Consider the following 22429-nt stretch of genomic DNA (forward strand, 5'->3'; position numbering starts at 1 on the left):
CGGCCTGCGCCTTGGCTCCCGTTGGCGCGGGCTGAGCCGCCGGGGCAACCGGGGCCGCTGCGGCGCTCGCCTCTCCATGCCCCGTCCCTCTTCGGCGCACGACGAGCTTGATGTCCTGGGTTTCAAGCACAACCTCGTCACAGGAGGACGAGTCGATAATGCTCAGTATCTCGCCGATTTCCTTAAATCCGGGCATGTCCATCCTCACCTGCTTCGGCCTCGTCCATCGCCCAGGCTGATGAAATCTCGTCAGCCGCCTCCAGAAGTCGTGGGATGTGCCGGATCGCAAGGCTCATCGGCATGCGCGCCTGCGGGGCAGATACGGCCACCGCCGCGCAAACCTTGCCCCGAGCATCCCGAACCGGAACGGCGGCACAGATCACACCGGCCAGAAACTCCTGATTGTCGAGCGAATAGCCTTGCGTCCGGATCTGGGCGAACTGCTCTTCGAGCACGGTCAAGTCGGTCATGGTCGTGGCAGTGTAGGCATGCAGATCCGACAGGGACAGCAGATGCTCGCGCCGCCGCTTGGGTTGATGCGCCAACAGCATCTTGCCCATCGAGGTGCAATGCAGCGGCACGCGCGACCCCACCTCGTAGCGCAGGCCAAAGGGCCAAGAGGCCTCGACCCGGTCGGCATAGAGCAAGGCCCCGCCGGAAATGATACCAAAGTTGCAGGTCTCGCCGGTCGCCGCCGACAGCCGCTCGAGGATCGCATGCTTGGAGCCGTGCCGCACCGCCGTCTGGAACACATTGAGCGCAAAGTTGAAGAGGCGCGGGCCGGGCACATACCCACGGCTGCCCGCCTCCTGCACCAAAAGCCCATCCATATCCAGTTGATGCACGATCCGATGCACCGTCGGTGTCGGCATGTCGAGCAGCACTGCGATTTCAGAGGTTGTCAGCGGGCGCCCCGATGACCCGACACATTCCATCACGGCAAAGGTCTTTTGCGAAACGCTCGAGCGGTCGCCGATCGGATTGGACAGGTTGAGCGGAGCGGTCATGCAGGGTCCTCATAGAGCAGAATCTTCATATTATCAAAATCCGGAATGAAAAATTTTACAAGATGAAATTTTGCTTGCCAATTTTTCAAATTTTGTGAGGCTAGGGAACATGGCAGCACAAGGACCGGGATCACCGTGAAGAAAGTCCTGATTGCGAACAGAGGCGAAATCGCGTTGCGGGCGGTGCGGGCCTGCAACGCGCTTGGCATTAGATCGGTGGCGGTCTTTGCCGCGCCGGATGCGGCGTCGCCCCATGTCTGGGCGGGGTCCGAGGCGGTGTGCATCGGCCCTGCGCCCAGTTCCCAAAGCTACCTCAATGTCGATGCGCTCTTGCATGTCGCCTGCGCCACGGGCTGCGATGCGATCTATCCCGGCTACGGGTTTCTGGCCGAAAATGCCGATTTCGCAGAGCGTTGTGCCGCCGAGGGGCTGATCTTCATCGGCCCAGAGGCGCAAACCATCCGCCTGATGGGGGACAAGGCCGCGGCCCGCGCCACCGCGATCAAATTCGGCGTCCCGGTCGTGCGCGGCTCTGACGGTGTTGTCAATGATCCCACCCAACTGGAGCATCTTCTTGACGACATCGGCTTTCCCATCCTGATCAAGGCCAGCGCGGGCGGGGGCGGCCGCGGCATGAGAATCGCCCGATCCCGCTCGGAATTCGCGGCGCTCTTCTCACAGGCCAGCCGCGAGGCGCAGCAGGCCTTCGGCGATGCGTCGGTCTATCTCGAACGGTTCATCGCGAATGTCCGGCATATCGAGGTGCAGGTCTTTGGCGATGGCACCGGGCACGCCGTGCATGTGGGCGAACGCGATTGCACCGTGCAGCGGCGGCATCAGAAATTGCTGGAAGAGGCCCCATCGCCCATCCTCACCCCAACGGAACGCGCGCATATTCAGGACAGCGCCCTTCGGCTGGCCGCGGGTGTGAACTATCGCGGCGCCGGGACGGTCGAATTCATCTTTGATGCCGACACCCGAGAGTATTTCTTCATCGAGATGAACACGCGGATTCAGGTCGAGCATCCCGTGTCCGAGATGCTGACCGGCGCGGATCTGGTGGCCGAACAATTCCGCATCGCACGCGGCGAGTCGCTGTCGGTTGGTCCACCCCCTGCCGACTGTGGCCATGCCATCGAGTTTCGCATCAACGCCGAATCGTTCCGGCATGATTTCCGCCCCTCACCGGGACGGATCACGACATGGGAGCCGCCGCGCGGGCCGGGCATCCGGGTGGACGGCTTTGTCGCCACAGGCAGCACGGTGCAGCCCTATTACGATTCGATGTTGGCCAAGCTTATCGTTCATGGCACGGACCGCGCCCACGCCCTGAGCCGCGCCCGCGCAGCGCTCGCCGCCTTCAAGGTCGAGGGGATCGACACCACCATCGACCTGCACCGTGCGCTGGTCCACGACCCGGATTTCGCGGCGAGCAGGATTCACACGAAATGGGTCGAGGAACGCTTCTTGCCGCAGGTCTTTGAGGGGGAAAAATGAGCCGTACCATCCGTCTGGTAGACGTCACCCTGCGCGACGCGCATCAATGCCTCTGGGCCACGCGCATGACCACCGCCATGATGCAGGACATCGCTCCCCGGCTGAACCGCGCCGGGTTCGAGGCGATCGACCTCGTCGGCGGGGCCGTGTTCGACGTCTGCGTGCGCTACCTGCGCGAAGACCCATGGGTGCGGATGCGTATCCTCAATCAATGGATCACCGAAACCCCGCTCATCATCCACACGCGCGGCCAGAGCCTCTTTACCTTCGAGTTCTTTCCCGATGACATCGTAGAACTGGCGGCAGAGCGCTTTGCAGCCAACGGGATGCGCTATCACACCCCCTATGACGCGCTCAACGACATGCGCAATCTCGAAATCCCCGTTCGGGCAGCCAAGCAACATGGCCTGCATGTGGTGGGCGGGCTGGTCTATACCTTCAGCCCGGTTCACACCGACGCCTATTACCGAAAGAAAGCCAAAGAGCTGATGGCCCTCGGTGTCGATGGCATCTTTCTCAAGGATGCCAGCGGCCTCTTGCGACCCGAGCGTATCGCCACGCTGGTGCCCGCGCTCAAGACGGTGATGGGCAACATGCCGTTGCAGATCCACACGCATTGCAACTCTGGCCTCGCCCCCTACGTCGTCTTGCAGGCGGTCGAGCATGGTGTCGATGTGGTGCATACCGCCACCTCAACCCTCGCCAATGGCGTCAGCCACAGCCCGACCGAGACTGTCACCCGCAATCTGCGTCGGCGTGGCTTTGAGGTGGATATCGACCTTGGCCCGATCGAGGAGGTGGCCGAACGTCTGGCCTTCATCGCCGAGGTCGAAGGCAAGCCGGTGGGCGAGGTGCGGGAATACGACGAGTTCCACTTCTGTCACCAATGCCCCGGGGGCATGGTCTCCAACCTTGCCTATCAACTCGAGAGCATGGGGCTTCAGGGACGGCTCAACGACATTCTCGAAGAGGCGTGGCATGTCCGCGAGGATCTGGGTTATCCGATCATCGTCAGCCCCTTTGCCCAATACATCGTGACGCAAGCGATCCTCAACGTTATGGGGCGCGATCAGGGCAGGCCGCGCTACGAATCCGTCCCCGATGAGGTGCGGCTCTACGTGCGCGGCGGTTATGGCGAGATTGCGGGCCCGATTGATCCAAACCTCTATGACAAGATCACCCGTGGTCAGGAGCCGATCACCGAACGCCCCGGCCTTCTGGTGCCGCCTGCGATCAAACGCCTGCGCGCTACGCGCGGCCCATTCCAGAGCGATGACGACCTTTTGCTCGCGGCCTTCTACGACGACGGGCAGTATTCCGCGCTCAAGGCTGCCGGACCCATCCGCACGGACTACCCCCTCGGCGAAACTCCCTTGCTCACCTTGATCAAGGGCATCGCGGCTCGCCCGGACATCACTAGCTTTCACTATTTTGAAAAGACTGTGGGAACGCGAGATGAGCAACGATAAGACAAATTGTCTGGAACCCTTAAATTTCCTGCTGAGATAGGCCAGACCATGTTTCGGAGTGCCTGTTTATTGTCGACGCCAATGCGTTCTCGAAGAGAAAAGAGGTAGCTCGACTGGTCATCAACGCACTTGAAAGTAGGGCTTCGTCGAAGATTAAATTGGCGGCTCACCTTTTGGCATACGTCAGGCGAGTGTGAGCAGGTCGCGGAAAGCCGCTGCTTACCTTACGCTACGGCAACTCCCTCTTGACTAGAACTCAGTTGGGATTACTCTCCTTCTGATAAGACTTAATTAAAAGCCTGCATTTTAATCAATATTTAGGAGAAGAATACATGACCTCCCCCACCCCCTGTCATCATGGAGTCACCAAGGCCCGCGGATGTTCGCACATCGCAGTGGGCAAGTTTTCCCACCTTTTCCCGCAACTTCAGCCGCTTGTAATTACTGAAGAGGAGGCCGCCGCAATCGGCGGCCCTGGCGGGGTGATGCACGATTTCGATAGCGTCTCGCCGGACTCGAAAGTTCCTGTGGGCTATATTTTCTTTGCCCAGTTCGTCGATCATGACGTGACGCTGGATGTGTCCAGTGCTCTTCGACCAGCTGACGGAAGCCCGCAGAAGAATGATGTCCACAAATTCGTGGCCGAAGAACTCGGTAACGTGCGCTCTGCTAGTCTCGATTTGGACTGCGTCTATGGGTTCGGCCCCGAGGGCAGCCCGCACATCTACAGCGGTGATCATCTGGGAGTAGCAGCCAACGGCTATGATTTACCCCGCTCCCCTGGCGGAACGGCGCTGATCGGTGATCCGCGAAACGACGAGAACATCTTCATCGCCCAGATTCAGCTCGCCATGCATCAGCTTCACAACCGGATCTTTGATGAACGCGTCTATCAGCGCGACATCGCCCAGAAGGGCTGGCGCCGGTTCGAAGAGGCACAGCGCGAGACGCGGTATCACTACCAGTTCGTCGTACTGTTTGACTTTCTCAAGCGCATCTGCGACCCGGAAATCTTTGCCTACGCGGCCGCCAAGTTATGCAATCCGAAAGCCAAGTTTCCTCTATGCTACGGGCTGGACAAACATGGCAAGCTACCAATGCCGGTGGAGTTTTCGACCGCAGCTTACAGGGTGGGACATACAATGGTGCGCGATCGATACGCGCTCAACGCAGCCAACCAGGAGGTCCAGCTTTTCGACGAAACTTTCGGAACGTTGGGTTTCACCGCGCTGCCAGAAGACCTTGTGCCCGACTGGAGTTTCCTCCTGCACCTTAGCCCCTGCGTTGTGCCGCATATGTCGAAGGCGTTCGATCCGGCCTTCGCGGACGAATTGATGAATCTGCCAATTGTCGGCAGCCGCAATCCGAACGACCGCGCTCTTGCGTTCCGTAATCTCATGCGGGCCTCGGCTTTAGGCGTGGCGTCCGGTCAGGACATCGCGAAAGAGTTAAAGGCCAAGGGATATCCGCTGGATGTCGCGGACCTGATGTTGGACGATGTGCATGGCTGGAAGCGGGTGGGGGCTGTCCTGCATAAGAGCGGCAAGGATCTCTCAAAACACACCCCGCTGTTCTATTACCTTCTGCGGGAGAGCGAGATTTCTTCCGGCGGCGCGCACTACGGGCCGCTTGGGTCCGCTCTGCTGATGGAGGTGTTCGGCGGGATGCTGCGGCTCTGTTCAGACAGTTTCCTCAGGCCCTTTGCGGACGGAGCTTGGGCTCCGGATCCCTGCATTGCCAAGCCCGGTGCCACGTTCGACAAGGACTGCCTTATCAATGAGCCGGATCATTATCCGCTCGATCTTTCCGATCTGGTACGGTTCGCAAAGCGGCTTTAGGGAACTGACCATATCCTCGTCCCCAAATGCGCTACACCCGCAGCCTTTCGGTGGTGGAATGCCCCGTCTGAAGTGGTCCAGCCGCTGTGATATGTTTATGCAGATTTCACGAGGACCAAAGGATTTTAGTCCATTAGTTGGGTAGTTTAATAGCAATGTACGGAATGATGTATCTCCTATAGAGGCGCGGCACGCCACTGCCAGCGGCAGCGGCTCGGCGATGGTGGGTCGCGCAAAGTTGGAAAGTACTGGCTTAGATCCAGCGCAACAGGAACAAGCTGCGGGACCAAACATTTAGACAAGCGTTGCCATGGTCAAATCAAGACGCGTGATCGTTCTGATCGGTATGGCCGCCTGTCAGAGTGACTCGATCGGCGTTTCCTCGGCAGCGATGTGGACGGCCAACAGACAACCGTTTGGGGTGAAGGAGTCGTGTTCGGTGCCATCTCGGTAAAAGACCAGATCACCTGCGCGCAGAATGGTGCCATCGTTTTCGTGCAGCTCGCCTTCCAGAATTAGAAACTGTTCGTGGCCGTTGTGGCGATGCCCGCGCGTGCGCATGCCCGGCGGCATGCGGTATACGTGAAAGCCGGTTCCCAATGCGCGGCTGTCGTCAAGCTGCAGGACCGCATCGCCAAGAGCAACGCCGTCGGGGTAAACGAAGGGTGTGAAGTTGGCCTGGTGAATATTGGCGATGCGGCGGTCCTGAGGGTTGATCGGCTTCATCTGCTGCGGGTTCCTTCAGACTTTGGGAAAGTTTTGAGACGGATCACCCGACATTCCCCGAGTGGCATGTCGTTTGAAGGCAACATCGCCTGATCGCATAGTCGGATCAAGTGTTTCGCGCTCCGAGCATCATCTATGATCGCCTGATCGCTCGAATATGGATGGATCGGGCCGTGAGACTTCATGCATCGCACCTAACAACGACCTTGTTCAGCATAACAGACATATCTGTCGAGCCGCTTTCGGTCAGTTTGGGTCAAGGTTACGCCTATGACGGTGGCGCTCGACGACTCCGGATCGTGATGAGTGACCATTCAATCGAACAGCACCGCGAAGCTAGATAAAGGATAACACTTTTATCCTTGCTGAGATTGGTTCGACTCATCTGGCAGTAGCCTTAGAATGAGAAAAACAATTGAATTGGAATGCGGAGGAGGCGGTAACAATGACCCTGTTTGAATCCACAAAAGAAGGTAGGATTTCAGGCCCATTCCCTCCGCCATTTGGCCACATACTCGGGTATTTGTGGCCGCATCGAATTTGCTTGGGCAGTCAAAGTTCAAGGCTGGTCTCGATGAGGACAGCCCGCGATGTTCGGTCCTCAATCGGCAGATCCGGCATCCTTCACAGCGGCCACTTTCGGAGCGGCCTCTGAGGTGAGGCGGGCGCGTTACATGCCCGTGTCAGACCAGCCACGATGCCATCGTTCTCAGGATGCAGAGAGACCCGGTTTCATGCAAAGGCCCGCTCAAAGGTCGCGCGGAGATCTGAGCGGCAGGCTCCTTCTTTACGGCCGTCCGGGGCGTATTCCGGGGTAACAGGCGGGATTCTTTCGCTTCGCATTTCGCGGCGTCCAGAGCGTGTTATTCCGAGCACAACGCCTCAAGCCTCGCGTATCTAGTGTTTATGTTACGGCTTGGAAACCAAATGTGACATCAGGGGCAACTTGTTGCCTATGTTGTTTTGCCCACGGCTCGCGTCATTTTCGGCGGCTCTATCATGGCCCGCGCGCATGTCGTTGCAGAGGGTGTCCGGTCCTCTCCAGAACAGGCTGCGAACAGAGATTAGGGCGGCGGGCTCTAGACTGAGCGGTTCTGAGTCCGTTCATTGTCTCTCGTTCCGTGGTCGATGAGGCCCACCCCAAGGCTGTGGCCCTCAGGCGGACAGCGATGGCACTTCAGCATGAAACATGTCTAAGCAATTGCTTTAAAACACTTAATAGTAAATCTTGTTCCATCGCGCCGAGAGAGTTCCAGCACAGGGTGATCTGTCCGGTCCGGCTTGCCGCCGCATGACAGTCCGCTGTGAACTTGACCATGATCGGATGGTCCTTGGCGGTGCGCTTGGGCGCTGATCCGCAGAGCCGGTCTATCCGCCTGCGCCTTTTGGGAACCCGTTGAGGAAGACGGTCATCAGACGCGCATTTCCGACGACCCGCGACAGATGCAAAGGGGCCATCTTCGCGGTCAAACTGGCCCGACACACGTTCGGTCACTCTCTTGACCAGAAACGCCAGCTTGTGTCAGGAGACCGCCAGATGCCATATAACTGTCATCAAAGAGGGCAAACCGACAGCAGTCGGAAGCGAAATAAGGAAAATTGAGATGCAGGCGACAGGCAGTTCGCACAGCCTCGCGTTACGGCGCGGAGACTTCACGACGTTGATCGCGGCGCTCGACTATGCCGCCAAGGGCGACACGGGCGTCAACTTCTACAATGCGCGTGGCGAACTTTACGCAAGCTCCACCTATGCCGATTTGCAGGTCGAGGTGATCGCGCTCGCGCGTCGCCTGATCGGGCTTGGGCTTGAGCCGGGGGGGCGGGTTGGTCTGGTGGCCGAAACCTCGCCGCATTTCGTGCGCTTCTTCTGGGCCTGCCAGTATGCCGGGCTTGTTCCTGTGCCTCTTCCGGCGACCATGCATATCGGCGGTCATGCGGGTTATGTCGCACAACTGCGCGGACTGATCGAGAATTGCGGTGCATCCGTGGCGATGGCCCCGACCGAATGGATGAGCTTTCTCGAAGAAGCCACCACCGGTGCTGACCTTACCTTTGTCGGAACCCCGGATGATTTTGAGCGCCTGACGCCCTCGACAAACGAGCTGCCGACCGTGTCGCCCGAGAGCATCGCCTATATTCAATACACGTCGGGCAGCACCCGATTTCCGCGTGGCGTCGTCATTGACCACACAACGGTGCTCGCCAATATCAACGATATGTCCACCAACGGTCTCAAGATGACCGAGCAGGACCGCTTTGGATCTTGGTTGCCGTTTTACCATGACATGGGCCTCGTCGCCTTTATCATGATGCCGATGGCTACCCAGAGATCGGTTGATTTCCTGGGCACGCAGGATTTCGCCATGCGCCCCCGCAAATGGCTGGAAATGATGTCGGCCAACCGCACCACGATCACCTCTGGCCCGCCGTTTGGCTATGACCTTGCCGCCATGCGTGTGCGCCAGAGCGATGCCGAACAATGGGATCTCAGCGCGCTGCGCGTGGCCTGTGTCGGTGCCGAGATGATCAATCCCGAGCCGCTCAAGCGCTTTGCCGAGGCGCTGGCACCGTCGGGTTTTAAATCGACCGCGTTCCTGCCCTGTTATGGCATGGCCGAATGTTCGCTGGGCATCAGCTTTGCCGGGCTCGATGAGGAACTCAAGATCGACTATGTCGATGCCGAAACCATGCAGGAAGACAGCATCGCCAAGCCGCTCGACCCGGAAGAGGCGCAGAAATCCAAACGCCGCGTCGCTCGTTATGTGGATTGCGGCGCGCTGCTGCCCACGTTTGAAATTGCGATCCGCGACGAGCATGGCAATGACCTGTCAGAGCGTCAGGCTGGCGTGATCAACCTGCGCGGCCCCAGCGTGATGAGCCACTATTTTCAGGAAGAGGCGATCACCCGCGAATGTCTGAGCGCAGATGGCTGGCTCGATACGGGCGACATTGGCTATCTGGCGAATGGCAGGTTGTTCGTGACCGGACGCCAGAAGGACATGATCATCATCCACGGCCGCAACATCTGGCCCGAGGATCTGGAGTATCTGGCCAAGACGCAGCCGGGCATCAACTATACCGATGCGGCCGCCTTCTCGGTGCCATCCGAGAAAGATCAGCAGGAAACGGCAGTGATCGTTTTGCAATGCCGTGAGCGTGACGAGATCAAGCGTGCGCGCCTGATCAAAACCATCGCCTCGCTGGTGCGGTCTGAATATGGCATAGATTGCGTCATCGAACTGGTGCCGACCCGCACCTTGCCGCGCACGTCCTCGGGCAAGCTGGCACGGGCGCGGGCGCGCCTTGATTACCTCGGTCGACGTCAGGCCGCCAAGGTCCAGCATACGCCGGACCCTGTCGGGACCCTGCCCGTTGAAGAGACGATGCCGCAGGCCCGTTACATCGCATGACCGGCCCGGTGGCCGTTACGGGCGCGTCCGGCTTTGTCGGACGCGCCCTGATCGGACAATTGCTTGAGGCGGGGCGCCCGGTGCGCGCGCTGGTGCATCGTCAGGGCGTTGGTCTTTCGCATCCCAAGCTTGAGACTGTGACAGGCGGCCTTTCGGACAGGGCGGCGCTGCTGCGGCTCATGGATGGTGCGCACGCGGTCATTCACGTGGCAGGCAAAGTGCGCGGGCGCGATTTGACGGATTTTCTGGGCGTGAACGCCGATGGCGTGACCCATGTGGCAGAGGCCGCGCAGGCGGCTGGGCTGCGCCGGGTGATCCTGATATCCTCGCTTGCCGCCCGCGAACCGCAGCTCTCGCCCTATGCAACCAGCAAGCGCACGGGCGAAGAGCGGCTGGCCAAGGCGGCCTCCGGCGCGGCGTTCACCGCGGCGATTCTGCGCCCGCCTGCGATTTATGGCCCAGAGGATCGCGAACTTGTGCCGCTCTTTCAGACCATGGCGCGCGGCATCGTGCCACTGCCGGGCGTCCCCGGCGCGCGCGCCTCGCTCTTGCATGTGGATGACCTTGCGCAAGCGATTGTCAAACTTCTGGACAGCCCGGCACAGGGTACCTATGAACTCCACGACGGGCATGAGGCGGGCTATGGCTGGGACGAGATCGCGGCGATTGTCGAACGGGTGGCAGGGCGTGGACCCGGCTGGCGTCTGAGAATACCAGAGCACGTTCTGAGATCCGTCGCCGGGATCAATCTGCTTGCCTCGCGCCTGTTCGGGTATATGCCGATGCTGACGCCGGGCAAGGTCAATGAGTTACGCCACCCCGATTGGGTGTGCGACAACACCGAAATCAGCCGCGACACCGGGTGGCAGCCGCTGATTTCTCTGGAAAATGGGCTATCCTCGATCCTGCGCGGGACGCCGTTGAAATCTGATAGGGGCATAAGCAATGTCACATGAGACCCAAGACCTAGAACAGGAAATCCTCGACGTGCTGTTCGAGCGCCTGTCGAAGTTTCCCGTGAAATCCGGTGAGTTGACTGCGCAAACCAGTCTTGTTGCCGACATGAGCCTCGATTCCGTCAACATGATGGAATTGCTGATGGAGGTGGAAGACACCTTTGATATCAGTTTCCCTCTGAACATGATGGCCAATGTCGATACGGTCCAGAACCTCGCCGATCAGATCAAACTGCTTGTGGAGAAAAAATCATGAGCATTTCAGACCGCTTTGCCGAACTGGCGCACCTTCGTGACGCATTGGGGGCCGAAGAGGCCGATCCCACCCGGATTGTGATGGAGCGCATCCTGTCCTCAACCGAGGCGATGATTGCGGGTCGCCCGACCATCCTTGTAGGCACCAACAACTATCTTGGCCTGACCTTTGATCCGGCGGTGCTGGCGGCGGCCAGTGCCGCGCTGCACGAGCAGGGCAGTGGCACCACCGGGTCGCGCATGGCCAATGGCAGCTTTGCCTGCCATGCCGCGCTCGAGCGGTCCTTTGCAGAGTTCTACGGCGTGCCCTCGGCCATGGTGTTCTCGACCGGCTATCAGACCAATCTGGGCCTCTTGATGGGCGTCCTGCGCCCCGGTGACAAGGTCGTGCTGGATAGCCATAGCCATGCCTGCATCTATGACGGGTGCCGCATCAGCGGTGCCGATTTCCTTGCCTTCCGCCACAATGACCCCGAGGATCTGCGCAAGCGGTTGCGGCGTCTTGGGGATGAGGCCAAGGGCGCGCTGGTGATCGCCGAAGGCCTCTACAGCATGTTGGGCGATACCGCCCCGCTGGCCGAGCTGTGCGCCATCGCCAAGGAATATGGCGCGTGGTTCATGGTCGATGAGGCCCATTCCTTTGGCGTCTACGGGGACCGTGGCTTGGGCCTCTGCGAAGAGGCGGGAATTCTCGATCAGGTGGATTTCATCACCGGCACCTTCTCCAAGAGCCTCGCGTCGCTGGGCGGCTTCTGCGTGAGCCGCCATCCCGAGTTGCAATTGCTGCGCTATGGCAGCCGCCCCTATATCTTTACCGCGTCGCCCAGCCCAGCGAGCATCGGTGCTGCCACCGCCGCCCTAGAGGCGATCCGCACGCGGCCCGAACTCAAGGCCAATCTCTGGGCCAATGCCACGCGCCTGCATGACGGGCTGAATGCGGCGGGCTATGAGTTGGCCGCGCCCGTGTCCCCGGTCATAGCCGTGCGCGTGCCCTCGCGCGAGGAAGGCGCGCGGATCTGGAATGCGCTGATGGAGCATGGCGTTTACGTCAACCTCGTGCTGCCACCTGCCGCACCCGAAGGGGCCGCGCTCTTGCGGTGCAGCCTGAGTGCGGCGCATAGCTTTGACCAAATCGACGCCATCATCGCGGCGTTCAAGACGGTCGCACCCGAGGCGGCCACCCGTACCGGCCAGAGCACGGCGGCGCAGTAAATCGGCGGGCCGGGCCATGCCCGGCACGTCCAACCGCAGACGGACATCAGACACATGACAGGGCAGGTGCGATCCGACCCAGAGACAGGCGCGGGTATCACGCTGGCGCATCTGTCGGACCCGCATCTGCCGCTGACGGGGCCGGTGCCATGGCGCGCGGTGCTGAACAAGCGCGCGCTGAGCCTCTTGTCGTGGCACCGCAAACGCCGCCATCATCACCGGCCAGAAATCCTAGCGGCGCTAATCGCGGATATGCAGCGTCATGCGCCAGACCTCATCGCGGTGACGGGGGATCTGACCAACCTTGGGCTGGAGAGCGAGTATCGCGCCGCGCGCCGCTGGCTTGAGAGCTTGGGTGATCCGGCGCGCGTCATGGTCATCCCTGGCAATCACGACGCGCTCATCCGGGGCGCATGGGAGGCGGGCGCGGCCCAGTGGCACCCCTATTGGCAGGGCGATGCCGCACCCGTGACGGCCCATGCGTCTGACGCCTTTCCGTATATGCGGCGGCGGGGGATGCTTGCCCTGATCGGCGTATCGAGCGCCGTGGCCACCCCCCCGGCCTTTGCCAGCGGCGCGGTCGGTCCGGCGCAATTGGCGCGGCTTGCGCATCTGCTGCGGGCGGCGCGTGACGAGGGCCTCTGCCGGGTGATGATGATCCATCACCCGCCGCTCGATGGCACGGTATCGGCGCGCAAGGCTTTGCGGGATGGGGCCGCGTTGCGCCGGCTGCTTCAGGCAGAGGGCGTGGAACTGGTGCTGCATGGTCATAGCCACCGCACCCATCACCAGACGCTTGCGACACGCGATGGGGCGGCAGCGGTCATCGGCGTGCCCTCGGCCTCGTCCCTCTCTCCCGAAGCGGCGGCCTATCACCTCTACCACCTCACGCCCATGTCCGGGGGTTGGGTGATTGACGTCACGGCACGGCACGCGACACGCGCTGCAGAGATGGCAGCGAGGCACCGCACCCAGTTGACACTGGCGCGCGCCCATGCAGCATGCGCGCCGTGATGACACCCCACGCCTCCAATGCGGCAAGCGCCCTGCGCGCGCTTCCACCACAAGAGACCGGCGCACCCATGCGCAAGCTGTCTTGCAAGACCATGAAAGACTTCCTATGCGCCTGATGTTGAACCTCTTTCGCGCCTATCCGATGGCCAGTTTCCTCATGGTGCTGGCGCTGTTCTTTTCGGGCCTTGCCGAAGGTTTGGGGCTGTCGGCGATGCTTCCGATGCTCAAGATCGTGCTCAACACCGATCCCTCGGGCAGCTTGGCAGAACCGCCGGGACAGTTGGAACAGGTCGTGCTTGATGTGCTCGCTTGGGCCGGGATTCCCGTCACGCTGGGGGCGCTGCTGATCCTGATCGTGGTGGCGGCTACGTTCAAGGCGGTGCTGCTTTTGATCGCACAGCGGCAGGTGGGTTATACGGCGGCCCGTGTCGCCACCGACCTGCGCCTGCAAATCCTGCGCAACATGATGCGCAGCCGCTGGCATTTCTTTCTGCATCAGCCGGCGGGCAAGCTGGCCAACACGCTGGCCACCGAGGCACAGCGCGCGGCCGATGCCTATATGAATGGCGCAACCGCGCTCACCTTTTTCATTCAGGCGCTGGTCTATACCTCGGTCGCGGTGGTGATCTCGTGGCAAGCGACTCTGCTCAGCCTGATTGGCGGCATCGTGATCATTGGCCTGTCGCATTTTCTGGTGCGCATGACCCGCAAGGCGGGCAAGAAACAGACCGAGCTCATGGTCTCGCTCATGTCGCATCTGACCGACACACTGCAATCGGTGAAACCGCTCAAGGCGATGGCGCGCGAACACTTGGTGGATGAATTGCTCAAGAACGAGACCAACCGCCTCAACAAGGCGCTGCGCCGTCAGGTTCTGGCCAGCGCCGCGCTCAACTCTGGTCAGGACCTGATGTTCATCATGGTCATTGCCTTTGGCGTCTATCTGGCGCTTGGGGTGCTGTCGATGGATTTCGCCATTGTGCTGATGCTGGCGGTGACGCTGGGGCGCGGCTATAATTTTCTGGGCAAGGTGCAAAAGCAGTATCAAAAGATGGTGCAGAGCGAGAGTGCCTATTGGTCGCTGATCGACACCAACCGACGCGCCGAGGCGGAACAAGAGCATCTGGGCGGCCACGCCACCCCCGCGCTGACCCAAGGTATCGTATTGCGTGACATCGCGTTTTCCTATGACGGCAACACCGTGCTCTCGGGTCTCGATGTGGAGATTCCCGCGCATCAGATGACAACGCTGGTGGGCCCGTCAGGATCGGGCAAGACCACGATCATTGATCTTGTCATCGGCCTCCTCCGGCCTGAAAGCGGCGAGATCACCATCGACGGTGTGGCCTTTGAGGACATCGACCTCAAGGCGTGGCGGCGTATGGTCGGATATGTCCCCCAAGAGACTGTCCTGCTCCATGACAGCATCCTCCACAATGTGTCGCTCGGCGACCCCCGGATTTCCGAGATGCGGGTCGAAGAGGCGTTGAGAAAAGCCGGCGCTTGGGAGTTCGTCTGCGAATTGCCCGAGGGCGTTCACACGGTCGTGGGCGAGCGGGGGGGGCGGCTATCGGGCGGTCAACGTCAACGGGTCGCCATCGCCCGCGCCCTCATCAACGAACCGCAACTTCTGATCCTTGACGAGGCCACGAGCGCGCTTGATCCAGAGAGTGAGGCCGCCATCATCGAAACGTTGCGCGGCCTGCGCGAACAGCTCACGATCCTCGTCATCACCCATAACAGCAGCCTGTCGGATGCCGCCGATATCGTGCATCGGCTGGAACCTGTGACGGTGCGCAAGACGGGGGCACAAGACGGGGCTCAAGTCGGGGTTGAGGACGCCTAATCGCGCCCAAAGAGCGCGTTCACCCGCGCTACCGCGCGCGCCATGTCGCTGGACGGTGGCGTCGTCTGCGCCGCGCCCTGCGGCTCACCCAGCCAACGCATCCGGCCCGATTGCACCAACCGCAGGTGCATCTGGCTGATATCGCGCGACAGATGTTTCCAGCCCCAGCGCATCAGCGCACGATAAGCTAGCGCGCCAAGGCTCAGGTCCGGGCGGTCATGGTCCTGCCGCGCCAAGGCACGCGCCTGCGCTGGCTCTCCAATCGCCATCAACGCATCGTGTCGCATGCTGAGCGCGCCAGCCCCCAGATCGAACATATGCACGGGCTTGCCCGTCGCATAAGCCTCGGACAGCATCGAAATACTGTCGGCGGTCACGATGATCTCATCCGCAACGGCGAGAAAACCAAGATAGGGATTGTCCGGATCGTTGGGCCGAAAGCGATAAAGCTGCATCGGCACGTCGGTTTGCGCGGCAAAGGCGGTGATGGCCTCAGGCGGGGTGCGCGCGCTGGAACTGACAAGCAGCGATCCACCCCGCGCCTGCGCCAAGGCCAAAGTATCGCGTATAAGCCGCGCAGAGGCGCGCGTCCCAAAGGCATAGGGGCCGCTTGGCCCGCCGATGTTCAGCGTAAGGTAAGGTCGCGGCAGATGCGCCAGTTTTGGTGCCCACTGCGCGCGCGCCGCGTCGAGCCGGGCCGGACCAAGCGGATGCAGGGGCAGGGCGTTGCGCAGGACATTGGGCCGGTCTGGAACCCGGTATTGCGGCGTGGTGATCACCAGATCGAACCGCGCGGGATCGGCCCAGAGCCGCCCCAGAAACACCAGCCGCGTGCGGTCGCCCGACTGGTCCCTGATCCAGCGCGCGACAGGTTCGTTGCGCATGCCCATGGAAATCACAAGATCGGGCCAAGGCGGCGCAAGGGCGTCCGAGTTGGGCAGATCCACGCCACGCAGATCGCTGCCGCGCAACAGATTGGTCCGCATCTCAAACTTGCGATAGGTCAGGCTCTTGATCTCATAGGGCCATCCAAGCCCCTGCGCCAAGGCACGCACCTGCGTTTTCTCGCCAGAGCGGTAGGCATCCAGCACCCAGACACGCGGGCTTTGCTCCGGTTCAGGCATCGGGTGACTGCGGATCGGTGGCGCGGGTCTTGGCCCAGCGACGTTTCATGCAGATCCATTCGCCGGGATAGTCGCGTATCCACCCCTCAAAAATCAGGTTGAGGCGATGGGTCATGTCGATAATTCGCTCTTTGCGCGGCAAATCGGGATCGGCCGGGCGCAGCGGTGCCAGAACGTCGATCCGAAAGCGGGCATCGGGCAGGCGCACAGCCCGGATCGGCAAGAGCGGATAGCCGCGCAGTGCCAGCATGGCGGGCAGCGTGCTGGTGGGCGTCGGCGTGCCAAAAAAGGGCACCAATTCGCCTTGGTCAATGCGCGTGTCAAAGGCCGCGCCAACCGACCGGCCCGCCGCCAATTCATGCAAAAGTTCACGTGCGCCGCCTGCACTGGGGACCAGCGGCCCCCCAAAGGCGCGGCGCAGCGACAGGAAAAAACCATGCAGCCAGGGGTTTGGCTCGGGCGAGTAGATGACCGAGATGGTCAGGTCTTTCTCGCGCCCGATCAGATTGCAAAGCTGCCAAGCGCTGACATGCGCGGTTGCAAACACAATCGCCTCCTTGCGTTCGATGATGTCCAGCGCGTCGGGATGAATTGCAAATTCCAGCCTCTCCGCACGCTGCTGCCACAACCGTTCCAGCAGGAACAATTCCGCCGCCGCCAGCCCCGTCGAGCGAAAGATAGAGCGCATCACCGCGTCGCGCTCTGCCTCGCTGGCATCTGGCAAAACATGCGACAGGTTGCGCCCCACGGTGCGGCGCTTTTGCGCGTTGCGATAGCCGAACCACCCCAAAGCCCGCGAAAAGCTCGCCGCGACAAACCGATAGGGCAGCACCCGCGCAAAGCCGAGCAAGAGGTAGAACACGCCCGCCTCAAGCATCCAAGCCGGGGTCTGAACCCAGGGAAACCGCGCGATCAGCCCCTTTGGCGTGAGAAAGAATTTAGCCATGGCAATACCCGTTCCCGGACTGTCGGCGCGGATTTCGCTTGTGCCTAGTTCCGTTCGGTGCGTTCCGGCTTGGTCGGATAGGTGCGAAAGATCATATCCCAGAGCGGCGAGCTGACCCCATAGCGGCCGGCATCATCCGAAAAATGGTGCCGCATGTGGTAATGCTTGAGGAATTTCAGCGCCGGGTGCCGCATCGGGAAATGATGCGTGGCATAGTGGATATAGTCATAGACCAGATAGCCGATGATGAAGAACCCGGTGAACGGTTCAGCCCAAGGGTAGGGCAGGATCATGTAGAACATGAGGTAGAGAACCGCGATGATCGGCAGCGCGCCCGCAGGCGGCATCAAAAGGCGAGTCTTGTCCTGCGGCGTGTCATGATGCACGCCGTGAAAGAGATAGAGAAACCGGCGCCCCATATCGGTCTTGGCCTCGAAATGGAACAGATAACGATGCAGCAGATATTCGGCCAGCGTCCAGGTCACGAGCCCGGCAATACCAATCACCACCATGCCGCTCAGCCCGATTCCATGCACGCTAACCGCGCGCACCAAAAGCCAGACCGCGACCGGTCCCCAGACAAGCAGGGGAACGATCGGATGGACATGGCTCAACTTTTCAAGAATCGGGTTCTCGAACAGGCGCACCGACTCATCGACACGATGAGTCCGACTGGGTTGGTGATTTAACATGGGGGGCACTCCTGATATGCGCCGACTTTATACGTCTCTATATATGTCGGTTTTTGTCCGAAGAACAGAAGACGGCCAGATTTTGCTCGTGCAAAGCCATTCTCCGGGCCTTGCAGTTATCCACTGCTCGAACTTTTCGTTGATCTGACGCGCGAGGTCAACAGCCTGATTGTCGCGGTCAAGGGTTGGGTCACTGGGGTATAGGGGGGGGTGAAACCGCACGCGAAACCGCGCGCCCGGCAACCGTTCGGCCTGAACCGGCACCAAAGGCACGCCAAAGCGCAAAGCAAGCTTCGCCGGCAGAAGCGATGTATCTCGTTCCTCGCCAAAGAATTGGATCGGTTTTCCCCCGTCAACGCGCCGATCCGTGAGCATTATCGGCGAGCGGCCCTCTTTCAGAGCATCAATGAAGGCCCGCAGCCCCTCGTCCCGCGACACCAATTCACAGCCCAACGCCTTGCGATAGGACAGCATCATGCGGTCCAGCCACGGATTGGACAGCGGCGCATACATCGCACAGGGGCGCATATCCAAACGTGCAATCGCAGTCGCCATGACCTCCCAATTGGCCAAATGCGCGGAGACAAAAACGGCGGGTTGGTCAGGCAGGGAATAGGCGGGAATTTGCTCAAGAACCTCGACCTCGATGCGATTCCGCCGGGGGTCGCTGATCTTGTGCAGATTGGGGTACTCCGCCAGCACGGCACCCGCATTCGCCCAGACCTCATTGGCAATCTTCTCGATCTCTGCCGACGACTTGTCCGGCAGCGCCAGAGTCAGGTTCGCGCGCACATCCAGATTGCGCCGATTGAGGATCCTGCCAAAGATCAGGCCGAGCCTTGCGCCAATGGCAGATGCCCAAGCCACTGGAATCGCTCTGAATAGCCCCATGACAGCGGATACAACGACAAGGTCGATGAACCACAGCGTGTTCCGAGCGACAACATTATTGAACACCTTGTCACGATACGCATTTGCAAGAATGAATTTGGCCAATGAGACTCGACTTCTTCTTATTCAGTGTGGATACTTATGATGTTATTTGAGGCTAGGTGCCGGAATTGCAAGCAGTTTCCAAGGATCGTTCAGTCGCTTTGCCTCTTGGGACATGGATGACGGCACAACGCAGGTTCTGGTTGTGTCCCTTGTGGTGCGTGGACAGCCTCACGATATCTGGTATCAGCCATCCGCGCGCCTCAGCGGCGGGGCCCCGTCACGGCGAGAAAGGCACTTCATGTCAGTAGCATCCTCCGATCGCGGTCAAATCCGCTTGGTCGAGGCCAAGAACGGTCAAACAGTACGGGACTTTCTGCATCTCCCCGAACGTATCTACGCAGACGATCCGGCCTGGATTGCGCCGCTGATCTTTGAACAAAAGCAACGTGTCTTTGAAAACAAACCCCTCTTTGCCCATTGCGAGGTTGCGTGCTGGGTGGCGTATCGTGACGGCGCGCCCGTTGGACGGATCACCGCACAGCTTGACCACCTCCAGCCCGAGGAAATTGGTGGCGGCAAGATCGGCTATTTCGGAATGCTCGAGGCGATTGATGACGCGGCGGTCTTTGCTGCGCTCTTTGAGACTGCGCAAACCTGGTTGCGCGGGCAGGGGGCCTCGTTCCTGCGCGGTCCTTATAATCTGTCGATCAACGAAGACCTCGGCCTTCTGGTCGAAAATTTCGACGATCCACCCTTTGTGATGATGGGACATGCGCGGCCCTATTACAAAGCCCGGATCGAGGAACAGGGGTTCAACGCGATCAAGGATCTTCTGACTTACAAGGTGCGCCCCGATTTCGTGGCTCCCGAGGTGATGACGAAACTGGCGACGCGCGCCAGCCGCACGGTGACCATCCGCCCCCTCAACAGCAAGGCGAAGGTGGCGGATTACGAAGCGATGCGTGACATCTTCAACGATGCATGGTCGGACAATTGGGGATTCGTGCCCTTCACCAAGGAGGAATTCGCCGAGACAGCCAAGGTTCTCTCCTTCCTGCTGTCCGACGATTACATCCAGTTCGCCGAAATCGACGGGCGCCCGGTGGCCTTTATCACCGCCTTTCCCAATCTCAACGAGCTGATCGGTGATCTGCGCGGCAGGCTCCTGCCGTTTGGCTGGGCAAAACTGCTGTGGCGGCTCAAGGTGCGCGGCCCCAAGAGCGCGCGCGTCGCGCTGATGGGCGTGCGCAAGGAATACCAGAACGCGCGCCTCGGGCCGACGCTGGCCTTTCTGGTGATCGAAGCCGTGCGCAAGGCGATGCAGCAACGAAACGTCACATCGGTCGAGATGGGCTGGATACTCGAGGATAATCATGGCATGCGACACATCATCGAGGCGATCGGTAGCACGATCTACAAGCGGTATCGCGTGTACCAGAAACCGCTTTAGACGGTCCGAGAACCGAACAAGACAGCAAGTCGCTGAGAAAGTAAGACCGTGAAAGATTTTGCTTCCGTAATCCTTGCGGGCGAACGGGCAGACCGTGACGCCCTGCGTGACGAAACAGGCGTGGCCTGCAAGGCGCTGCTCGACATCGACGGAACCCCGATGATCCGGCGCGTGATCAACGCGCTCGAGGCGTCAACCCACGTCGCCTCAATCCATCTCAGCGGCCCGACAGAGGCATGTGTCCAGAGCGATGCCGGGCTGGCCGGTCTCATTGAACGGCGCGTGGTGGACTGGACAGCCTCCGGGGTCTCACCCAGCACCAGCGCCCATCAGATGCTCAGCCGCTTTCCCGGAGATCAGCCGGTCTTGATCACCACCGCCGACCATCCCTTGCTGACCGATGAAATCGTCGATCACTTCTGCCGCGACAGTGCGACAAGCGGCTGCGATGTGGTGATCGGTCTGGCCCCCTATGATCTGGTCCGCGAGACCTATCCTGACCTGAAAAAGACCGTTCTGCGCTTTCGTGACGGTGGCTATTGCGGTTGCAATCTCTTCGCCTTCATGACCGAAGACGGGCGCCGCGTGGCCGACTTTTGGAAACAGGTAGAGCAGGAGCGCAAAAAGCCACTTGTGGTGATCCGCCTCCTCGGTCTCTGGGCGCTGCTGCGCTACCGACTGGGCTGGCTCAGCCTTGACCGGGCGCTCGCCGGGCTGTCCCGCAGGGTCGGGGTGCGCATCGGCGTCGTGATCCTACCCTATGCCCATGCCTCGGTGGACGTCGATTCCGTGTCCGACTACGTTCTGGTGCAGCGCTACAGCCAGGAAGCCTCGGCGAAACACTCCGACGCGTGAACCGAGACCAGAGAGTGAGACGGGCCTGTTGCTGACATGAGCCGCAATGCCCAAAGCGCGGAATCAAGGCGCGAAGCGCCCGTCCGACCCGCCGGGCGCGCACCACATGGCTTATCGCTTGGGACCAACGTCCCCGTCAGCCCCCAGTGTACCCGAACACCGGATCAAGGACGTCTTCGACCATCGCATCCACCACCAGCAATTGCTCGGGCGTGAAATAGTCGCGATAGCCACCCACCTTGCCGCGCCGCACCTTGAAGGAGTCGGGGTTGCTTTCATCGCCCGGCTTGACCCGCTGACCACTGCCACGCATGCCATCACTCGTCGCTTCGCGCTTTTTCATGTTCTCATAGGCGGCATAGTCCTTGGCCGCTTCGAGATCATCGGGGCTGGGATCAATCCCGGTAAAGCTGACCACTTGGCGCAACACCTCCGCCGGATCGCTGCGCAAATCCTCATAGCGCACGACCAGCACGTTATCCCCTAATTCTGGCACCGAGCGGGCCCAGACGTTGAACGCCTCGACAATGCGCGGGATGCCACACGCAGGATTGCAGACGAAATCGAAAATCTCGACGTCGGTGCCATGCGGCGGATAGGCGTTCAGCACCTTTTTCCGGGGCAGCATGCGATACCGCCATTGGAAATATTGCGACACCGCCACATCCCGCGGATCGCGCACCAAAAGCACCAGCTTCTTGCCTTTGTAGTACTCCAGATTATCCCATTGGCCGACATAATCCCGGATATAATTGTTATGACTAAACAGAACCTTGGGTGCATTCGGGTTGAGCCGATGGAAATTGTCGAATTCCAGCATATAGTCGGTCTCGAGACCGAAATGCAGTTGATAGAACCGCGACAGCATGACCCGGAACCACGTCCGCCCGCTCTTGCCCCAAGACACCAGCGCCCAATCCGCCGCTTGCAGCTTGGCAAATTCCTGTTTGCCACGCAGGCGGCGTTCCAGGGCGATCTTCTTGGCTTTGGGCCAGAAGAAGAGGGCAGTGAGCGTCAGGTGACGCGAGGCCACCTCCCATATCTCTCGGTAGGATGTATTGGTCATATTCAGGCAATCTAGTCAGGGATCAGGGTTTCGTGCGTTGCTCATAGAGGGTATCGCTCGGTCTTTGTATGGGTAATTTTGTCCGCAGGTGCGCCAGAGGCTATTCTGTGTCATGGCTCGGGCCGCATCA

At 60.5% G+C, this 22429-nt stretch carries 19 protein-coding genes; 11 read left to right on the top strand and 8 right to left on the bottom strand.

The annotated features are described in order from the left end of the window. Both VR71_RS15240 and VR71_RS15245 read right to left on the bottom strand, forming a co-directional pair. Positions 1-196 (bottom strand): hypothetical protein (locus VR71_RS15240; protein ID WP_045685582.1); only part of this gene is annotated, 196 nt, incomplete at its 3' end. After that, on the bottom strand, positions 183-1007 hold the full coding sequence (locus VR71_RS15245; RefSeq protein ID WP_045685584.1) for an IclR family transcriptional regulator: 825 nt from the start codon (positions 1005-1007) through the stop codon (positions 183-185). The genes VR71_RS15240 and VR71_RS15245, both read right to left, overlap by 14 nt. A 135-nt stretch (positions 1008-1142) precedes the next feature. Between VR71_RS15245 and VR71_RS15250 the strand changes: the two genes are divergently transcribed. The 3 genes from VR71_RS15250 to VR71_RS15260 all read left to right on the top strand — a co-directional run bounded on the left by VR71_RS15250 (position 1143) and on the right by VR71_RS15260 (position 5811). Further along, on the top strand, positions 1143-2504 hold the full coding sequence (locus VR71_RS15250; RefSeq protein WP_296430462.1) for an acetyl/propionyl/methylcrotonyl-CoA carboxylase subunit alpha: 1362 nt from the start codon (positions 1143-1145) through the stop codon (positions 2502-2504). Beyond that, positions 2501-3973: a pyruvate carboxylase subunit B gene (locus VR71_RS15255; RefSeq protein ID WP_045685588.1), complete on the top strand. Its 1473-nt coding sequence runs from the start codon at positions 2501-2503 to the stop codon at positions 3971-3973. Before VR71_RS15250 ends, VR71_RS15255 begins: the two co-directional genes overlap by 4 nt. Before the next feature lie 332 nt (positions 3974-4305). Beyond that, positions 4306-5811, top strand: coding sequence for a heme peroxidase family protein (locus VR71_RS15260; RefSeq protein ID WP_009818821.1), 1506 nt, complete (start codon positions 4306-4308; stop codon positions 5809-5811). A gap of 357 nt (positions 5812-6168) precedes the next feature. Here the strand turns inward: VR71_RS15260 and VR71_RS15265 are convergent, their stop codons facing one another. Then, complete coding sequence (locus VR71_RS15265; RefSeq protein WP_009818823.1) at positions 6169-6537, bottom strand: cupin domain-containing protein; 369 nt, start codon at positions 6535-6537, stop codon at positions 6169-6171. A gap of 1604 nt (positions 6538-8141) precedes the next feature. Here VR71_RS15265 and VR71_RS15270 point away from each other — a divergent pair. From VR71_RS15270 to VR71_RS15295, 6 genes are all read left to right on the top strand, one after another. Next, positions 8142-9947, top strand: coding sequence for a fatty acyl-AMP ligase (locus VR71_RS15270; protein WP_045685590.1), 1806 nt, complete (start codon positions 8142-8144; stop codon positions 9945-9947). After that, positions 9944-10903 (top strand): NAD(P)-dependent oxidoreductase, encoded by a 960-nt coding sequence (locus VR71_RS15275; RefSeq protein WP_045685592.1) that lies wholly within the window; start codon positions 9944-9946, stop codon positions 10901-10903. The genes VR71_RS15270 and VR71_RS15275 overlap by 4 nt, the downstream gene beginning before the upstream one ends. Further along, entirely contained in the window at positions 10893-11159 is a 267-nt protein-coding gene (locus tag VR71_RS15280; RefSeq protein WP_009818826.1) for an acyl carrier protein, read from the top strand. The genes VR71_RS15275 and VR71_RS15280 overlap by 11 nt, the downstream gene beginning before the upstream one ends. Then, positions 11156-12370 (top strand): aminotransferase class I/II-fold pyridoxal phosphate-dependent enzyme, encoded by a 1215-nt coding sequence (locus VR71_RS15285; protein WP_045685594.1) that lies wholly within the window; start codon positions 11156-11158, stop codon positions 12368-12370. Before VR71_RS15280 ends, VR71_RS15285 begins: the two co-directional genes overlap by 4 nt. Before the next feature lie 54 nt (positions 12371-12424). Then, entirely contained in the window at positions 12425-13384 is a 960-nt protein-coding gene (locus VR71_RS15290) for a metallophosphoesterase (RefSeq protein WP_045685596.1), read from the top strand. A 106-nt stretch (positions 13385-13490) separates the two neighbouring features. After that, positions 13491-15230 carry an ABC transporter ATP-binding protein gene (locus tag VR71_RS15295; protein ID WP_045685598.1) on the top strand — a complete coding sequence of 580 codons (1740 nt, stop codon included), beginning with the start codon at positions 13491-13493 and terminating at the stop codon, positions 15228-15230. Here the strand turns inward: VR71_RS15295 and VR71_RS15300 are convergent. From VR71_RS15300 to VR71_RS15315, 4 genes are read right to left on the bottom strand one after another with little or no spacing between them, the layout of a single operon-like run. Next, positions 15227-16354, bottom strand: a complete 1128-nt coding sequence (locus tag VR71_RS15300) for an ELM1/GtrOC1 family putative glycosyltransferase (RefSeq protein ID WP_045685600.1) — start codon at positions 16352-16354, stop codon at positions 15227-15229. The two genes, VR71_RS15295 and VR71_RS15300, sit on opposite strands and share 4 nt — an antisense overlap. Next, positions 16347-17300, bottom strand: coding sequence for a lysophospholipid acyltransferase family protein (locus VR71_RS15305; RefSeq protein WP_045685602.1), 954 nt, complete (start codon positions 17298-17300; stop codon positions 16347-16349). Before VR71_RS15305 ends, VR71_RS15300 begins: the two co-directional genes overlap by 8 nt. A gap of 44 nt (positions 17301-17344) precedes the next feature. After that, positions 17345-17992: a sterol desaturase family protein gene (locus VR71_RS15310; protein WP_040650665.1), complete on the bottom strand. Its 648-nt coding sequence runs from the start codon at positions 17990-17992 to the stop codon at positions 17345-17347. A gap of 27 nt (positions 17993-18019) precedes the next feature. Continuing rightward, positions 18020-18988, bottom strand: coding sequence for a lysophospholipid acyltransferase family protein (locus VR71_RS15315; RefSeq protein ID WP_009818834.1), 969 nt, complete (start codon positions 18986-18988; stop codon positions 18020-18022). Between the two features lie 238 nt (positions 18989-19226). Between VR71_RS15315 and VR71_RS15320 the strand changes: the two genes are divergently transcribed. Together VR71_RS15320 and VR71_RS15325 are read left to right on the top strand one after the other, a co-directional pair. After that, positions 19227-20378 (top strand): GNAT family N-acetyltransferase, encoded by a 1152-nt coding sequence (locus VR71_RS15320; RefSeq protein WP_045685604.1) that lies wholly within the window; start codon positions 19227-19229, stop codon positions 20376-20378. 48 nt (positions 20379-20426) lie between these two features. Next, positions 20427-21233, top strand: coding sequence for a nucleotidyltransferase family protein (locus tag VR71_RS15325; RefSeq protein WP_045685606.1), 807 nt, complete (start codon positions 20427-20429; stop codon positions 21231-21233). 136 nt (positions 21234-21369) lie between these two features. On the opposite strand, the gene VR71_RS15330 is transcribed toward VR71_RS15325, so the two are convergent. Further along, the gene (locus VR71_RS15330; protein ID WP_009818837.1) at positions 21370-22299 is read right to left on the bottom strand and encodes a sulfotransferase domain-containing protein; all 930 of its coding nucleotides are present in this window, start codon (positions 22297-22299) and stop codon (positions 21370-21372) included. Between the last annotated feature and the right edge of the window lie 130 nt (positions 22300-22429).

Source organism: Roseovarius sp. BRH_c41 (assembly GCF_000961715.1).
GTDB lineage: Bacteria > Pseudomonadota > Alphaproteobacteria > Rhodobacterales > Rhodobacteraceae > Roseovarius.

Bases quoted from the DNA above. Each gene is read 5' to 3' on its own strand.
- VR71_RS15270 (WP_045685590.1), top strand. From the start codon at position 8,142: ATGCAGGCGACAGGCAGTTCGCACAGCCTCGCGTTACGGCGCGGAGAC.
- VR71_RS15285 (WP_045685594.1), top strand. From the start codon at position 11,156: ATGAGCATTTCAGACCGCTTTGCCGAACTGGCGCACCTTCGTGACGCA.
- VR71_RS15320 (WP_045685604.1), top strand. From the start codon at position 19,227: ATGTCAGTAGCATCCTCCGATCGCGGTCAAATCCGCTTGGTCGAGGCC.
- VR71_RS15280 (WP_009818826.1), top strand. From the start codon at position 10,893: ATGTCACATGAGACCCAAGACCTAGAACAGGAAATCCTCGACGTGCTG.
- VR71_RS15275 (WP_045685592.1), top strand. From the start codon at position 9,944: ATGACCGGCCCGGTGGCCGTTACGGGCGCGTCCGGCTTTGTCGGACGC.
- VR71_RS15255 (WP_045685588.1), top strand. From the start codon at position 2,501: ATGAGCCGTACCATCCGTCTGGTAGACGTCACCCTGCGCGACGCGCAT.
- VR71_RS15310 (WP_040650665.1), bottom strand. From the start codon at position 17,992: ATGTTAAATCACCAACCCAGTCGGACTCATCGTGTCGATGAGTCGGTG.
- VR71_RS15260 (WP_009818821.1), top strand. From the start codon at position 4,306: ATGACCTCCCCCACCCCCTGTCATCATGGAGTCACCAAGGCCCGCGGA.
- VR71_RS15290 (WP_045685596.1), top strand. From the start codon at position 12,425: ATGACAGGGCAGGTGCGATCCGACCCAGAGACAGGCGCGGGTATCACG.
- VR71_RS15245 (WP_045685584.1), bottom strand. From the start codon at position 1,007: ATGACCGCTCCGCTCAACCTGTCCAATCCGATCGGCGACCGCTCGAGC.
- VR71_RS15305 (WP_045685602.1), bottom strand. From the start codon at position 17,300: ATGGCTAAATTCTTTCTCACGCCAAAGGGGCTGATCGCGCGGTTTCCC.
- VR71_RS15265 (WP_009818823.1), bottom strand. From the start codon at position 6,537: ATGAAGCCGATCAACCCTCAGGACCGCCGCATCGCCAATATTCACCAG.
- VR71_RS15300 (WP_045685600.1), bottom strand. From the start codon at position 16,354: ATGCCTGAACCGGAGCAAAGCCCGCGTGTCTGGGTGCTGGATGCCTAC.
- VR71_RS15330 (WP_009818837.1), bottom strand. From the start codon at position 22,299: ATGACCAATACATCCTACCGAGAGATATGGGAGGTGGCCTCGCGTCAC.
- VR71_RS15295 (WP_045685598.1), top strand. From the start codon at position 13,491: ATGCGCCTGATGTTGAACCTCTTTCGCGCCTATCCGATGGCCAGTTTC.